The following is a 14,096-nucleotide window of genomic DNA, read 5'->3' as shown; positions in this document are numbered from 1 at the left end:
GCGGGCGGCGTAGCGCGGGCCCAGCTCTTCAAAAATTTTCGACACGACGTCCCGGTCACGCGTACGCGAAAAGGCGAGGCGGCGGTTCGATAAGGAGGGTGACTTCCCGAGGGTGATCAAAGGCTCCGCCACGCGGCGCAACTCCTTCGCCTTGGGCAAGGTGGTCTTGATGACCTCGTGCCACAACAGGGAATTCGCCATGTTACGCAACATCGCCAAACGATGGCTGCTGGTTCGGTTTAGTTTTCGAAGACCAAGACGGTGCCGCATGATTTAACTCCTAACCCGCTTTAAGTTGTACGTTCCAAGGAAGCGGGAGGCCAGTTCTCCAGCTTCATTCCCAGGGTCAGACCGCGCGAGGCCAAGACTTCCTTGATCTCGTTGAGAGACTTGCGTCCGAGATTGGGGGTTTTCAGCAACTCGGTTTCCGATCGTTGGATGAGATCGCCGATGTAATAAATGTTTTCCGCCTTCAGGCAATTGGCGGACCGTACGGTCAACTCCAAATCGTCCACGGGCCGCAACAGGATCGGATCCACCTGCGGGATCTTGGGTTGCTCCACCAGCATCGGCGTTCCCTCGATTTCCGCGAAACTCATGAGCTGGTCGATCAGCACGCGCGCGGCGTACTGGATGGCTTCCTTGGGCTGGACCACACCGTTGGTTTCCACGTCCATGATCAGCTTGTCCATGTCGGTGCGCTGTTCCACGCGCGCGCTTTCCACGCTGTAGCTCACCTTGAGCACCGGGCTGTAGGAGGCATCCAGCAAAATGCTGCCAATGGCGCGTCCTTCCTTGTCGGTCATGCGCGAGGTGGCTGGGACGTAACCGCGCCCATGCTCCACCTTGATCTGCATTTCCAATTTTCCGCCTGCCGAAAGATTCGCGATCACGTGATCGGGATTGACGATCTCGACGTCGTGAGAACCTTCGATATCGCTCGCCCGCACGGGGCCCTCGCCTTCCTTCTTGAGGGTGAGCAGCGTTTCGTCGCGGTTGTGCAGCTTCAGCACCAACCCTTTCAGGTTGAGGAGCAAATCCACCACGTCCTCGCGCACGCCGTCCAACGTGGAGTATTCGTGCAGCACACCGGTGATCTTTACTTCCGTGGGCGCGTATCCTGGCATCGAGGACAGAAGAATGCGGCGTAACGCGTTCCCAAGCGTATGGCCATACCCTCGTTCGAAGGGCTCCATGGCCACCTTGGCATGGGATGGCCCAAGGCTTTGTACATCGATGATTCGCGGCTTCAGAAGAGCGCTGCTTTGCATACTTGTCCTCTGCAATGAGAATGAATAGAGCCAACGCGCGCCGCTCGTGGAGCGGGCGCGCGCTTTTTACTTGGAGTAAAGCTCGATCACTAACGATTCGTTGATGGTCGACGGTAACTCGGAACGCTGCGGACGGGCTTTGAATACGCCCTTCAGCGCTTTTGGATCTACTTCCAGCCATTCCGGAAATCCGCGCTGCTCCGCGGCCTCGGCCGCAGCTTTCACTCGCAGGTGCGCCTTGGTTTTCTCCGCCACTTCGATGATGTCGCCTTGGCGTAACTGGTACGAAGGAATATTCACGCGCTTACCGTTCACGGTGACTCCGTTGTGCAGAACCACCTGCCGGGCTTCGGCGCGGGAGGCACCAAAACCCATGCGGAAGGCCACGGTATCCAAACGGCTCTCCAGCAGCTGCAGCAAGTTGTCGCCGGTGATGCCTTTTTGCCTATCGGCTTCGGCGTAGGTCTTACGGAACTGCCGTTCGAGCACGCCATATATGCGGCGAATTTTCTGCTTTTCGCGCAATTGCGTGGCGTATCCCGACATGCGGCCCTGCTTCTGGCCATGCTGCCCAGGCGGATAACTACGGCGCTCTATGGCGCATTTATCGCTGAAGCACTTCTCGCCCTTCAGAAAGAGTTTCTCTCCTTCCCGGCGGCACTGCTTGCAACTCGGATCTAAATTTCTTGCCATCGTTCTATCCTGATTTAGATGCGCCGGCGTTTGGGCGGGCGGCAGCCGTTATGCGGAACCGGCGTCACATCGGAGATGCTGGTGATCTTGAAGCCCACGGCATTGAGTGCTCGGACCGCTGACTCGCGGCCCGGCCCTGGACCCTTGATACGCACTTCCAAATTCTTGACGCCACACTCTTGCGCCGCCTTCCCGGCGGCCTCCGCGGCCACCTGGGCAGCGAAGGGCGTGCTCTTGCGCGAACCCTTGAAACCCGCGCTGCCCGAGGTAGCCCACGACAGCGCGTTGCCCTGCCGGTCGGTAATGGTGATGATGGTGTTGTTGAAGGATGCGCGCACGAAGGCAATGCCCTCGGCGACGTTCTTCTTGACCTTCTTGCGAACCCTGGTTGCAGCCTTTGCCATGAATTATCCCTTCGACGGTGCCGCCGCGGCTTTGATGGCCGCCTTGCGCGGCCCCTTCCGTGTGCGTGCATTGGTTCGCGTGCGCTGCCCGCGCGCGGGCAATCCTTTACGGTGGCGCGAACCGCGGTAGCAGCCCAAGTCCATGAGCCGCTTGATGCTCATGGATACCTCGCGGCGTAGGTCGCCTTCCACCGTGATCTTGGACACCTGCTCGCGAATCTTGTCCAATTCTCCATCGGACAAATCCTTGATTTTCTTGCTGCGCAACACCCCGGCGGTCTCGCAGATGCGCTGTGCCGTGGTGCGCCCAATACCGTAGATCGCGGTGAGCGCGATCTCCGCGTGCTGGTGATTGGGAATGTTTACGCCTGCTATTCGAGCCATGGGCCGTATCCGTTAGTCCGATTAAACAAAAACTCAACCTTGCCGCTGCTTGTGGCGCGGCTCCTTGCAAATCACCCGAACCACCCGGTTTCTGCGAATGATCTTGCAGTTTCTGCACAGCTTCTTCACCGATGTTTGTACTCTCATCTTCCACCTCTATTCGGGTTCCTACTCGGTTCTACCGCGTTCCTACTCACTTCGCGCGGAACACGATACGCCAGCGCGTTAAATCGTACGGCGTCAATTCCACCGTCACCTTGTCGCCGGGCAGGATTCGAATGTAATGCATTCGCATCTTCCCGGAGATGTGTCCGAGCACCATGTGCCCATTTTCCAGCTTTACTCGAAACGTCGCGTTCGGCAGGGTTTCCATGATCTCGCCCTGCATCTGTATGGTGTCTTCCTTAGACATGCTCCACGATCATCGCGCCGTTGGCACACCACCTTTGAAATTCGCCTTCTTCAGCAAACTCTCGTATTGATGCGACATGATGTAAGCCTTCACCTGCGCCATGAAATCCATGGTTACCACCACGATAATCATTAGCGACGTGCCACCGAAGTAAAACGGTACCTGCCACTTGACGATCAAGAACTCCGGCAGCAAGCAGACCAAGGTCACGTAAATCGCACCCGCCAGCGTTAGCCTCAGGATGACCCGCTCCACATACTTCGCCGTCTGGTCCCCCGGCCGGATTCCCGGCACGAAGGCCCCGCTTTTCTTCAGATTCTCCGCTGTCTCCTTGGGGTTGAACACCAAGGCCGTATAAAAATAGCAGAAGAAAACGATCGCCGAGGCGTACAGCAACACGTATATCGGCTGCCCCGGATGCAGCGCGGCGCTCAAATCTCGCAACCAAACCGTGCTGTCGCTATTACCAAAATACCCGGCAATGGTCGCTGGAAACAATATCAAACTCGAAGCGAAAATCGGCGGGATCACGCCGGACATGTTGAGCTTCAACGGAAGGAAGGAACTCTGCCCGCCATACACTCGCCGCCCCACTTGCCTCTTCGCGTAATTCACCGGAATGCGCCGCTGGCCGCTTTCCACGAATACGACCACGAAAGTTACCGCTACCGCTCCGATGAATAACAACAATACCAGCGGAATCGAAAATGCTCCGGTGCGCACCAGTTCCAAGGATCCCCCAATAGCCCTCGGAAGACCCGCCGCGATACCCGCGAAAATGATGAGCGAAATCCCGTTACCGATCCCACGTTCGGTGATCTGCTCGCCCAACCACATTAAAAACAATGTTCCCGTCACCAAGGTTACAACCGTCACGAAGCGAAACATCATGCCCGGATCGATCACCAACCCTTGCTGCCCTTCCAGCGCCACCGCGATTCCGAAGGCCTGAAAGGCCGCCAGGAAAAGCGTTCCGTAGCGAGTGTACTGCGTAATCTTTCTACGGCCCGACTCGCCTTCCTTGCGCAATTGCACGAACGGCTCATAGACCTGCGCCAAAAGCTGCATGATGATGGACGCCGAGATGTAAGGCATGATTCCCAGGGCGAAAATCGTGAAGCGCGATAACGCCCCCCCGGAAAACATGTTGAACATCCCCAGGATCCCGCCTTCCTGGCTCCTGAACAACTCCGCCAATCGCACCGGATCGATGCCGGGCACCGGAACGTGCGCTCCGATGCGGTACACGATCAATGCACACAGCAGGAAAACCAAACGCCGCTTCAAATCCGCGTAGCGCCCTGCTCCCCCCCGGCTAGTGCTTTCGTTGGCCAACCCCTATTCCTCGACCTTGCCGCCCGCCGCCTCGATCGCCGCTCGCGCACCCTTGGTCACCCCAACGCCCTTGAGCGTAATCGCGCGCGCCAATTTGCCGCGCAAAATGACCTTCGCCTTCAGTGCGATGCGCGGAATCACGCCCAAGTCTTTCAGCTTGGCAAAGTCCAGCACGCTCTCTTGCAACCGTTCCAGATCGGACAACCGCACTTCCGCGCTGGTACCCCTTGCCATGGAATTGAACCCGCGTTTTGGCAGCCGGCGGTGAATGGGCATTTGCCCGCCCTCGAATCCGACCTTATGAAACCCGCCAGAGCGCGCCTTTTGACCCTTGTGCCCGCGGCCAGAGGTCTTGCCATGGCCCGATCCGATTCCGCGTCCGACGCGTTTCGGCGCGTGCTTGGAGCCCTTGCACGGTTTGATAGTATTCAAGCGCATTTTAGCCCTCGCACTTCAACAGATACTTCACGGTATTGATCATGCCCCGCACTTCCGGGGTGTCGGCCAATTCCGATGTTTGATTGATCCGGCGCAGACCCAAACCGCGCACAGTCGCGCGGTGTGACGCCCGCAATCCGATGACGCTGCGAATCAAGGTGACTCTTATCGTCTTGCCACTGGTGGCCATGGTCTACCCCGTTATCTCTTCTACTGTCTTGCCACGCTTGGCCGCCACTTCGGACGGAGTGTTCATGCGCTCCAGCGCATTCAACGTCGCCCGAACCACATTGTAGGGGTTCGTGGAACCGAAGCACTTTGCCAGCACGTTCTGCATCCCCATCACTTCGAATACGGCCCGCATGGGCCCGCCCGCGATGATTCCCGTACCGTCGGAGGCCGGCTGGATCAGCACACGCGCCGCGCCGTGCTCGCCGATCACCGCGTGGTGCACCGTTCCCTTCCTGAGGTTGAACTTCACCATCTTGCGGCGGGCTTGCTCCATCGCTTTTTGTACCGCAACCGGCACTTCGCGCGACTTACCCTTGCCCATTCCGATTCCACCGTCGCCATCACCTACCACGGTGAGCGCGGCGAAGGCCAGCAACCGCCCTCCCTTGACCACTTTGGTGACGCGATTGACGGCCACCATTTTTTCCTTCAGTCCATCGCTACGCTCGTCGCTGGACTGCTGCTGCTGACGTCTGTCTGCCATCGCGTTTTCCTTAGAACTTGAGTCCGTGCTCGCGCGCGGCATCCGCCAACGCCTTCACACGGCCGTGATACCGGTAACCAGAGCGGTCGAAGGCCACGCTCTCGACACCCTTTTCCTTGGCTTTCTCCGCGATCTTCTTGCCCACCAACACCGCCGCCTTGACGTTGCCGCCGTTAGGCGCGACACCCTTGATGTCGGCATCGAGAGTGGACGCGCTGGCGATCACCCGCGAACCGCTGGCATCGATCACTTGTGCGTACATATGAACATTGGAGCGATGCACTGTCAGCCTTACCGCCTTTTGCAGAGCGATCCGCACCCGCGTCTGCCGCGAACGCCGTGCTCTTGCTTGCCGCTTATTTATCATATCTTCGCCTCGCCGCCTAATCGTTGCTTCCGTGGTTATTTCTTCTTGGTCTCTTTGATGACCACGACCTCGTTGGCATACCGAACGCCCTTACCCTTATAGGGTTCCGGGCTACGGTAGGCCCTTATCTCGGCCGCCACTTGTCCCACCATCTGCTTGTCGATTCCCGTCACGACGATTTCCGTCTGCGTGGGTGTCGCCACCTTGATCCCCTTTGGGATCTTGTGCGATACCGGATGCGAGAAACCGAGCGTGAGATTCACCGCGTCGCCTGCCGCCTGGGCACGGTATCCGACGCCCACGAGGTTCAGCTTGCGCTCGAAACCCTTGGTGACGCCTTGAATCATATTCGCCATGAGGGCTCGTATGGTTCCCGACATCGCGTTGGCTTGCGTGCTATCGGTGGTGGTTTCCACCAGCAACTGATCGCCCTCACGCTTGACTTTCACATGGGAGGTCAATGTGCGGACCAAGGACCCTAGCGGCCCCTTGACGGAAACGGAATCCGGCGCGATAGTCACATCGACCCCCTTGGGAATCGCAATCGGCAATTTGCCTATTCTGGACATGAATTTCTCCTAGGCTATCAAGCGACGATACACAACACTTCGCCGCCGATACCAGTGGTGCGGGCCTTGCGATCCGTCATCACGCCCTTGGAGGTCGAGACAATCGCAATGCCCAACCCGTTCATGACCGGGGGAATGTCCTTGCTCGCCTTGTACACACGCAATCCCGGCTTGCTGATGCGTTCGATGCGTTCGATCACCGGGCGCCCCGCGTAGTATTTCAGCGCGATTTCCAGCGTGGCCTTCACACCTTCTGGCTGGACGCGAAAATCCTCTATATATCCTTCATCCTTCAGTACCTGTGCGATCGCCGCCTTCACTTTGCTGGCCGGTATCGCCACCGAGTTCTTCTCGCCCGCCTGCGCATTACGGATGCGAGTCAGCATATCGGCGATGGGGTCACTCATGCTCATTGAACCGTCTCCCTCATCTCATTCCCCTCCATTCCCCCCCTCCATTCCCATTACCAACTGGCTTTGGTAAGGCCAGGAATCTCGCCGCGCATGGCGATTTCTCTTAGCTTGTTACGCGCCAAACCGAACATGCGGAAAGTGCCGCGCGGGCGTCCCGTCAGCGCACACCGGTTGCGCAACCGCACGGGGCTTGCGTTTCTGGGCAGCGCCTGAAGCTTATCGCGCGCTTCCTGGCGGGCCTCATCGGAAGCCTTGGCGCTGTTCACGATCTCCAGCAACATCGTGCGCTTCGCGGCGAACTTCTTCACCGTTGCACGCCGCTTCGCTTCGCGATTGGTTACGGACAGTTTTGCCATGCCGGCCTCAGGTTCGGAAAGGAAATTTAAAGGCGGCGAGCAAGGCTTTCGCCTCGTCGTCGTTTTTTGCGCTGGTGGCAATGGTGATGTTCATCCCCCGGATCGCATCGATTTTGTCGTACTCGATTTCCGGGAATATGATCTGCTCCTTCACCCCCATGCTGAAATTGCCACGGCCATCTAAGGCGCGCGCGCTGATGCCGCGGAAATCGCGAATACGCGGGATGGCGATGGAAACCAGCCGGTCCAGGAATTCGTACATGCGCTGGCCCCGCAATGTGACCATGCAGCCCACGGGATAGTCCTTGCGAATCTTGAAGGTGGCGATGGATTTTTTCGCCTTGGTGATCACGGGCTTTTGCCCTGCGATTTTCTGCAAATCGCCCACGGCATGGTCCATCACCTTCTTGTCTCCCACCGCCTCGCCCACGCCCATATTGATGACGATCTTTTGGAAACGCGGCACCTCCATCACGGACTTGTAACCGAATTTCTTCGTCAATTCGCCAATGACGGTACTTTTGTAATGTTCCGATAATCGCGCCATGGAATTCGCCTTATGCGTCGATCATTTCACCGCTGGACTTGAACACACGCACGCGGCGCCCGTCCTCCAGCTGCTTAACCCCCACCCTGTCCGCCTTACGCGTGGTGGGGTTGAAAATCGCCACATTCGAGATGTGAATGGGCATTTCTTTTTCCGTGATGCCGCCCGTGGTTCCCTTCATGGGATTGGGTTTCGTGTGCTTCTTCACGCGGTTAATACCTTCCACCAACACACGGTCCAACTCGCCAATCTTGAGAATGGCGCCGCGCTTACCTTTATCTTTTCCAGTCACGATGAGTACCTCATCGCCCTTCTTGAGCTTGTTCATCGCCCGCCTTCCTTACGATACGTCTGTTACAAAACCTCGGGCGCCAAGGAAACGATCTTCATGAACCGCTCCGAGCGCAACTCGCGCGTCACCGGCCCGAAAATGCGCGTGCCTATGGGTTCGAGTTTATTGTTCAGCAATACCGCCGCGTTGGCGTCGAACTTCACGCGCGACCCGTCTTGGCGGCGAACTCCATGCCTGGTCCTCACCACGACGGCGCTATAGATCTCGCCTTTTTTCACGCGGCCCCTGGGGGCGGCGTCCTTGATGCTGACCTTGATGACATCCCCAATTCCCGCATAGCGGCGCTTGGAACCCCCAAGCACCTTGATGCACATAACAGCCCGAGCACCGGTGTTATCCGCCACTTCCAACGTCGATTGCATCTGGATCATGTTCTTCTCCAACTTGTCCGCAGCCTGTTTGGCTTACGGCTAGTTTTGGATCCCGTTCGGGTGAGTGAAGCTTGGAGAGGTACGCCTTAACACACTTACAACCATGCACTGACAACCAAGCGCTGGCAACCAGCGGCGTACCCATGAAAAGCCGCGCAGTATAGCGATCCCCCGCTACTGCCGCAAGGCCTGAAACCCTAAATTACTCTTCCTTGGCCTTTTCAACCAACTTCACCACGCGCCACGCCTTGGTCTTGGACAGCGGGCGGCACTCCTCGATCATGACTAGATCGCCGGGATGAAATTCGTTGTTCTCGTCGTGGGCGTGGTACTTCCCCGAGCGCGTCACGAACTTGCCGAACACCGGGTGCTTGACCTTGCGCTCCACCTGAACCGTGACGGTCTTGTTCATCTTGTCGCTCACCACCCGGCCTGTCAGCCGGCGGCGAATGGCGGCCTTTTTAACTTCGGTAACTTCGCTAGTGCTTGCTTCGATCATGTTTTCGCTTTCTCCGTCATGATCGTGCGTACGCGGGCAATGGCGCGGCGCGTCCGGGCAATCTCGCTGGAATTGGAGAGTTGTTGGGTGGCGTGCCGCATACGCAGGCTAAAGTGCGCGCGTAGCAGCGATTGCAGCTCTTCGGTGAGCTGCGCCGGGGTTTTTTGTCTAAGTTCCTTGGCGTCCATCGTCGTTTCCTTTAGCCCAATGCCCGCACCACGAAGGTCGTGGGAAGTGGAAGTTTGGCCGCCGCCAGTTTGAAAGCCTCGCGGGCCAGGGATTCTTCCACTCCGTCCATTTCGTAGAGAACCTTGCCAGCCCTAATTTCCGCGACCCAGTACTCGGGGTTTCCCTTTCCGTTACCCATGCGAACTTCCGCAGGCTTCTGGGAAATGGGCTTATCCGGGAAAATTCGAATCCAGATGCGCCCACCACGCTTGACGTGACGAGTCATGGCACGGCGCGCAGCCTCGATTTGGCGCGCGGTGATACGCCCTGGTCCGATGGCCTTTAAGCCATATTCGCCAAAACTGACTTTGGTACCGCGGGTCGCAACACCCTTGATGCGGCCCTTCTGGTACTTCCTGTACTTGGTTCTAGCCGGCTGTAGCATTCTTGGCTCCCCTTCTTACTCGCTTCTCGGGTTCGTGGGCGGGCACGGCAGCGGGCTGCTCGCCGCGTCCCAGCACTTCGCCTTTGAATACCCAGACTTTTATCCCAATCACCCCGTAGGTGGTCTTGGCTTCGCCGAGACCGTAATCGATATCCGCCCGTAACGTGTGCAAGGGCACGCGGCCCTCGCGGTACCACTCGGAGCGCGCGATTTCGATGCCGTTCAAGCGCCCCGAGCTCATGATCTTGATGCCTTTAGCGCCCAAGCGCATCGCGTTGGTCATCGCGCGCTTCATGGCGCGGCGAAACATGATGCGTTTTTCCAATTGCGCGGCAATACCGTCGGCGATGAGCTGGGCATCGAGTTCGGGCTTGCGCACTTCCTCGATGTTGACATGCACGGGCACGCCCATCATCTTTTGCAGGGTGCCACGCAAAGCCTCGATGTCCTCGCCCTTCTTACCGATGACGACACCCGGCCGCGCGCTATGTATGGTGATGCGTGCGTTCTTGGCCGGGCGCTCGATGATGACCTTGCTGACCGCGGCGTGCGAGAGCTTCTTCTTGAGGAAATCGCGTACCTTGATATCCTCGTTGAGCATGGTCGCGAAGTTCTTGCTGTTGGCGTACCAGCGCGAAGTCCAGTTCTTGTTCACCGCCAAGCGAAAACCGGTGGGGTTGATCTTCTGTCCCATAATTCTTCCTTAATCCCCGACGACGGTAACGTAGATGTGGCAAGTGGGCTTGGTGATCTTCATGCCTCGCCCCTTGGGTCCTGGGCGGAAACGCCTGAGCGACGTGCCGCGCTCGACATGCACCGTCTTCACCTTGAGCTCGTCGATGTCGGCACCGTCGTTATGCTCCGCGTTGGCGATGGCCGACTCGAGCAATTTCTTGATGATCACGGCGCCCTTATGCACGCTGAAATTCAACACATTGAGCGCGCGGTCCACCCGCAAGCCACGAATCTGGTCCGCGACCAAGCGCCCTTTCTGAGCGGAAAGCCTGATACCGCGCACGGAAGCTTTTGTATCCATCATTTATCCTTCTTCGCAGGCCCCGAGGACTTCTTGTCGGCGGGATGCCCCTTGAACATACGGGTCAGCGCGAATTCGCCTAATTTGTGCCCAACCATGTTCTCGGTCACATAGACGGGCATGTGTTGTTTGCCGTTGTGCACGGCGATGGTCAGTCCAACGAAATCGGGCAGAACCGTTGAACGGCGCGACCATGTCTTGATGGGGCGCTTGTCGTTCGTGGCTCTGGCCTTCTCGGCCTTTGTTACCAAGTGCTGGTCCGCGAAGGGACCTTTCTTTACTGAACGTGCCATGGCATTCCTTACGCGGAGTGACGCGAGCGAACAATCATGCCGCGCGTGCGCTTGTTGGTCCGGGTCTTGTATCCCTTGGTGTACTGGCCCCAAGGCGTTACAGGATCGCGCTTGGTGCCGGTACGGCCTTCGCCGCCGCCGTGCGGGTGATCCACGGGGTTCATGGCCACGCCGCGAACCGTTGGGCGGATACCGCGCCAGCGTTGGGCGCCTGCCTTGCCGATGGAGCGCAGATTGTTCTCTTCGTTGCTCACTTCACCCAGGGTCGCGCGGCAATCCACATGCACCTTGCGGATCTCGCCAGAGCGCAACCGAATCTGAGCGTAGGCCCCTTCCCTCGCGAGCAACTGCACGCCGGTGCCGGCGGAGCGCGCCATCTGCGCGCCCTTGCCTGGCTGTAATTCAATACAGTGAATCGTGCTTCCCACCGGAATGTTGCGCAGCGGAAGCGTGTTGCCATTCTTGATTGGTGCTTCCGGCCCGCTCACCAGCTGGGTGCCAGCCACCAAGCCCTTGCAAGCGATGATGTAGCGGCGCTCGCCGTCGGCGTAGCACAGCAAAGCCAGGTGGGCGCTGCGGTTCGGATCGTATTCCAGGTGTTCCACCTTGGCCACGATGCCGTCCTTGTTGCGCTTGAAATCCACCATGCGGTAGTGCTGCTTGTGGCCGCCACCTTGGTGGCGGGTGGTGATCTGGCCCATGTTGTTACGGCCCGCGTTCTTGCTCTGGCGCTCCAGCAACGAGGCTACAGGTTTGCCCTTGTGCAAGTGCGCATTGACCACCTTCACCACGGCGCGGCGCCCTGGCGAGGTCGGCTTAACTTTGACTAGTGCCATTATTTGGCCTCCCCTGCGGCGTAATTGATCTCTTGCCCGGCTTTCAGGCTAACGTAAGCTTTTTTCCAGTTGCGCCGGCGGCCTTCACTGCGGCCGAAGCGCTTTTGCTTGCCCTTGACGTTCAACACGCTCACGCCATTGACTTCGACTTTGAACATCAACTCTACCGCGGCCTTGATTTCTGGCTTGGTGGCATCCGCCATGACGCGAAACACCGCTTGGTTGCGCTTCTCGCCGACATAGGTGCTCTTCTCCGACACCTGGGGGGCGATGAGGACGCGCATCAAGCGCTCGGGACTAAATTGGGCGGCGGTCATTTATACAACTCCTCGATCTTGGCCAGCGCGCCTTGGGTGACGATGGTTCGGTCATAGCGCGTGAGGCTTACGGGATCGGCTTCGTGGGCCTCGAGCACCAGCACATCGGCCAGGTTGCGCGAGGAAAGGATGAGGTTATCGTCCAGGACGTCCGTGATGATCAACACGTTGCCCAGGCCCATGCCCTTCAACTTATTCACCAGCACTTTGGTCTTGGGCGCTTCCACGCCGAACTTGTCCACCACGGACAAGCGGCCTTCACGCACCAGCTGGGACAAAATGGTCTGCACACCCGCGCGGAACATCTTGCGATTGACCTTGTGCGAGAAGTTCTCCTCCGGGCTGCTGGGGAAGGTCTTGCCGCCGCCGCGCCACAAGGGGCTGGAGGCGCGGCCGGCACGAGCGCGGCCCGTACCTTTTTGCCGCCAGGGCTTTTTGGTGGACTTGTTGACGTCGCTACGGCCTTTTTGAGCGCGAGTTCCTTGTCTCCCGTTGGCCATGTAGGCGGTGACCAGTTGGTGCACCAGGGATTCGTTGTACTCCCGCCCGAACAACGTATCGGACGCTACTCGCGTGGCGGCCGGCTGGCCCTTATCGTCGATGATTTGCAGATCCATCACGCACCTCCGCGGGAAGCCGGGGTGACCACGACATTGCCACCGCGCGAACCGGGAAGAGCGCCCTTGATCATCAACAACTGGCGCTGGGTGTCGATACGCACGATCTTGAGATTCTGTGTCGTCACGCTCACATCGCCCAAGTGTCCCGGCATTTTCTTGCCCGGAAACACGCGGCCCGGATCCTGGCGCTGGCCAGTGGAGCCCGGCGTATTGTGCGACGCCGAGTTACCGTGGGACGCGCGGTTGGAGCGGAAGTGGTGGCGCCGAATCACGCCGGCGAAACCCTTACCTTGGGTTTGGCCACCCACGTCGACCATTTGCCCTTCCTTGAAGATGTCCACGCCCACGGGCGAACCTGCCTTCAACTCCGTGGCTTGGTCCGGCGTCACGCGAAACTCTCTCAGGATGGAACCGGCCTCGACACCCGCCTTGGCGAAATGTCCCGCCATGGCTTTCGTCACCCGAATGGGGCGGCGCTTGCCGTAGGCGATTTGCACGGCGGAGTAACCGTCGGTTGCGACTGTTTTGACTTGGCTCACGCGGTTGTTGGAGACGTCCACGACCGTAACGGGCACGGCATCCCCGTCATCGCTAAACAATCGCGTCATGCCAACCTTGCGGCCTAGCAGACCTAAACTCATTTTATTTCCCTCGCATGAGGTGCCAACTACAATTGGTTGGCAAGCTTTGTTTTCGTGAGGCGTGAGGCGATAGGCGTTAGGCGTACCAGCTATCTGGTTTTACGCCTCGTGCCTCGTGCCTCACGCCTCACCCCATTACAGCTTTATTTCCACGTCCACGCCCGCGGGCAAATCCAGTTTCATCAGCGCATCGACGGTTTTGTCCGTCGGATCGATGATATCAATCAAGCGCAAATGCGTACGCATTTCCATCTGGTCGCGCGACGCCTTGTCGATATTCGGCGAGCGCAGCAAATCGAAGCGCCTGATGCGCGTCGGAAGCGGAACAGGGCCGCGCACCACCGCACCGGTACGCTTGGCGGTTTCTACAATTTCAATCGCCGATTGATCGATCAACCGGTAATCGAAGGCCTTCAGGCGAATTCGTATCTTTTGGCTTTGCACCGCCATTTAATGCTCCAAGGAACTACTCGAGTATTTTAGCCACGACGCCGGCACCCACGGTGCGGCCCCCTTCTCGTATCGCAAACCTCAGCCCCTCCTCCATCGCGATGGGCTGGATCAGCGCCACCGTGATCGAGATGTTGTCCCCAGGCATCACCATCTCGGTCCCC

General features: G+C 58.5%; 30 protein-coding genes. All 30 read right to left on the bottom strand.

What is annotated here, in order from left to right; all coding sequences use genetic code 11:
* Positions 1 to 270, bottom strand: a 270-nt coding sequence (gene rplQ / locus EXR36_12970) for a 50S ribosomal protein L17 (GenBank protein MSQ60520.1), incomplete at its 3' end; no start/stop codon positions are given.
* A 20-nt stretch (positions 271 to 290) separates the two neighbouring features.
* Positions 291 to 1,271, bottom strand: a complete 981-nt coding sequence (locus tag EXR36_12965; protein MSQ60519.1) for a DNA-directed RNA polymerase subunit alpha — start codon at positions 1,269 to 1,271, stop codon at positions 291 to 293.
* Between the two features lie 66 nt (positions 1,272 to 1,337).
* Entirely contained in the window at positions 1,338 to 1,964 is a 627-nt protein-coding gene (locus EXR36_12960; GenBank protein ID MSQ60518.1) for a 30S ribosomal protein S4, read from the bottom strand.
* A 14-nt stretch (positions 1,965 to 1,978) separates the two neighbouring features.
* The gene (locus EXR36_12955) at positions 1,979 to 2,368 is read right to left on the bottom strand and encodes a 30S ribosomal protein S11 (GenBank protein ID MSQ60517.1); all 390 of its coding nucleotides are present in this window, start codon (positions 2,366 to 2,368) and stop codon (positions 1,979 to 1,981) included.
* A gap of 3 nt (positions 2,369 to 2,371) precedes the next feature.
* Positions 2,372 to 2,752: a 30S ribosomal protein S13 gene (locus EXR36_12950; GenBank protein ID MSQ60516.1), complete on the bottom strand. Its 381-nt coding sequence runs from the start codon at positions 2,750 to 2,752 to the stop codon at positions 2,372 to 2,374.
* Positions 2,753 to 2,785: 33 nt separating this feature from the next.
* Complete coding sequence (locus EXR36_12945) at positions 2,786 to 2,899, bottom strand: 50S ribosomal protein L36 (protein ID MSQ60515.1); 114 nt, start codon at positions 2,897 to 2,899, stop codon at positions 2,786 to 2,788.
* Between the two features lie 46 nt (positions 2,900 to 2,945).
* Entirely contained in the window at positions 2,946 to 3,164 is a 219-nt protein-coding gene (locus EXR36_12940; protein MSQ60514.1) for a translation initiation factor IF-1, read from the bottom strand.
* A 9-nt stretch (positions 3,165 to 3,173) separates the two neighbouring features.
* A complete protein-coding gene (secY, locus tag EXR36_12935; protein ID MSQ60513.1) occupies positions 3,174 to 4,499 on the bottom strand; it encodes a preprotein translocase subunit SecY in 1,326 nt (441 codons plus the stop codon).
* 3 nt (positions 4,500 to 4,502) lie between these two features.
* Positions 4,503 to 4,937, bottom strand: coding sequence for a 50S ribosomal protein L15 (locus tag EXR36_12930; GenBank protein MSQ60512.1), 435 nt, complete (start codon positions 4,935 to 4,937; stop codon positions 4,503 to 4,505).
* A gap of 1 nt (position 4,938) precedes the next feature.
* On the bottom strand, positions 4,939 to 5,127 hold the full coding sequence (locus EXR36_12925; protein MSQ60511.1) for a 50S ribosomal protein L30: 189 nt from the start codon (positions 5,125 to 5,127) through the stop codon (positions 4,939 to 4,941).
* 3 nt (positions 5,128 to 5,130) lie between these two features.
* On the bottom strand, positions 5,131 to 5,652 hold the full coding sequence (locus EXR36_12920) for a 30S ribosomal protein S5 (GenBank protein ID MSQ60510.1): 522 nt from the start codon (positions 5,650 to 5,652) through the stop codon (positions 5,131 to 5,133).
* A gap of 10 nt (positions 5,653 to 5,662) precedes the next feature.
* Entirely contained in the window at positions 5,663 to 6,016 is a 354-nt protein-coding gene (locus EXR36_12915) for a 50S ribosomal protein L18 (protein MSQ60509.1), read from the bottom strand.
* 38 nt (positions 6,017 to 6,054) lie between these two features.
* Complete coding sequence (locus EXR36_12910; protein ID MSQ60508.1) at positions 6,055 to 6,588, bottom strand: 50S ribosomal protein L6; 534 nt, start codon at positions 6,586 to 6,588, stop codon at positions 6,055 to 6,057.
* A 17-nt stretch (positions 6,589 to 6,605) separates the two neighbouring features.
* Positions 6,606 to 7,001, bottom strand: a complete 396-nt coding sequence (locus EXR36_12905; GenBank protein MSQ60507.1) for a 30S ribosomal protein S8 — start codon at positions 6,999 to 7,001, stop codon at positions 6,606 to 6,608.
* Positions 7,002 to 7,051: 50 nt separating this feature from the next.
* Positions 7,052 to 7,357 carry a 30S ribosomal protein S14 gene (locus EXR36_12900; protein ID MSQ60506.1) on the bottom strand — a complete coding sequence of 102 codons (306 nt, stop codon included), beginning with the start codon at positions 7,355 to 7,357 and terminating at the stop codon, positions 7,052 to 7,054.
* Between the two features lie 7 nt (positions 7,358 to 7,364).
* The gene (locus tag EXR36_12895; protein MSQ60505.1) at positions 7,365 to 7,904 is read right to left on the bottom strand and encodes a 50S ribosomal protein L5; all 540 of its coding nucleotides are present in this window, start codon (positions 7,902 to 7,904) and stop codon (positions 7,365 to 7,367) included.
* Between the two features lie 10 nt (positions 7,905 to 7,914).
* Positions 7,915 to 8,232 (bottom strand): 50S ribosomal protein L24, encoded by a 318-nt coding sequence (locus EXR36_12890; GenBank protein MSQ60504.1) that lies wholly within the window; start codon positions 8,230 to 8,232, stop codon positions 7,915 to 7,917.
* Positions 8,233 to 8,258: 26 nt separating this feature from the next.
* Complete coding sequence (locus EXR36_12885) at positions 8,259 to 8,627, bottom strand: 50S ribosomal protein L14 (GenBank protein MSQ60503.1); 369 nt, start codon at positions 8,625 to 8,627, stop codon at positions 8,259 to 8,261.
* A 202-nt stretch (positions 8,628 to 8,829) separates the two neighbouring features.
* A complete protein-coding gene (locus tag EXR36_12880; protein MSQ60502.1) occupies positions 8,830 to 9,126 on the bottom strand; it encodes a 30S ribosomal protein S17 in 297 nt (98 codons plus the stop codon).
* Positions 9,123 to 9,314: a 50S ribosomal protein L29 gene (locus tag EXR36_12875; protein ID MSQ60501.1), complete on the bottom strand. Its 192-nt coding sequence runs from the start codon at positions 9,312 to 9,314 to the stop codon at positions 9,123 to 9,125. The genes EXR36_12880 and EXR36_12875 overlap by 4 nt, the downstream gene beginning before the upstream one ends.
* An 11-nt stretch (positions 9,315 to 9,325) precedes the next feature.
* Complete coding sequence (locus EXR36_12870; GenBank protein MSQ60500.1) at positions 9,326 to 9,739, bottom strand: 50S ribosomal protein L16; 414 nt, start codon at positions 9,737 to 9,739, stop codon at positions 9,326 to 9,328.
* Entirely contained in the window at positions 9,723 to 10,433 is a 711-nt protein-coding gene (locus EXR36_12865) for a 30S ribosomal protein S3 (protein ID MSQ60499.1), read from the bottom strand. The genes EXR36_12870 and EXR36_12865 overlap by 17 nt, the downstream gene beginning before the upstream one ends.
* A 9-nt stretch (positions 10,434 to 10,442) precedes the next feature.
* On the bottom strand, positions 10,443 to 10,775 hold the full coding sequence (locus EXR36_12860) for a 50S ribosomal protein L22 (GenBank protein ID MSQ60498.1): 333 nt from the start codon (positions 10,773 to 10,775) through the stop codon (positions 10,443 to 10,445).
* Positions 10,775 to 11,068, bottom strand: coding sequence for a 30S ribosomal protein S19 (locus EXR36_12855; GenBank protein MSQ60497.1), 294 nt, complete (start codon positions 11,066 to 11,068; stop codon positions 10,775 to 10,777). Before EXR36_12855 ends, EXR36_12860 begins: the two co-directional genes overlap by 1 nt.
* Positions 11,069 to 11,076: 8 nt before the next feature.
* A complete protein-coding gene (locus EXR36_12850; GenBank protein MSQ60496.1) occupies positions 11,077 to 11,904 on the bottom strand; it encodes a 50S ribosomal protein L2 in 828 nt (275 codons plus the stop codon).
* Positions 11,904 to 12,221 carry a 50S ribosomal protein L23 gene (locus EXR36_12845; GenBank protein ID MSQ60495.1) on the bottom strand — a complete coding sequence of 106 codons (318 nt, stop codon included), beginning with the start codon at positions 12,219 to 12,221 and terminating at the stop codon, positions 11,904 to 11,906. Before EXR36_12845 ends, EXR36_12850 begins: the two co-directional genes overlap by 1 nt.
* On the bottom strand, positions 12,218 to 12,838 hold the full coding sequence (locus tag EXR36_12840; protein MSQ60494.1) for a 50S ribosomal protein L4: 621 nt from the start codon (positions 12,836 to 12,838) through the stop codon (positions 12,218 to 12,220). The genes EXR36_12845 and EXR36_12840 overlap by 4 nt, the downstream gene beginning before the upstream one ends.
* On the bottom strand, positions 12,838 to 13,482 hold the full coding sequence (locus EXR36_12835) for a 50S ribosomal protein L3 (GenBank protein MSQ60493.1): 645 nt from the start codon (positions 13,480 to 13,482) through the stop codon (positions 12,838 to 12,840). The genes EXR36_12840 and EXR36_12835 overlap by 1 nt, the downstream gene beginning before the upstream one ends.
* Before the next feature lie 135 nt (positions 13,483 to 13,617).
* Positions 13,618 to 13,926, bottom strand: coding sequence for a 30S ribosomal protein S10 (locus tag EXR36_12830; protein MSQ60492.1), 309 nt, complete (start codon positions 13,924 to 13,926; stop codon positions 13,618 to 13,620).
* Between the two features lie 22 nt (positions 13,927 to 13,948).
* Positions 13,949 to 14,096, bottom strand: a 148-nt coding sequence (locus tag EXR36_12825) for an elongation factor Tu (GenBank protein MSQ60491.1), incomplete at its 5' end; no start/stop codon positions are given.

The sequence above is a fragment of the Betaproteobacteria bacterium genome, assembly GCA_009693245.1.
Lineage (GTDB): Bacteria > Pseudomonadota > Gammaproteobacteria > Burkholderiales > SHXO01 > SHXO01.
The sequence above is the reverse complement of the archived record's forward strand: the minus strand, read 5'-3'. Positions and strand labels throughout refer to the sequence as shown.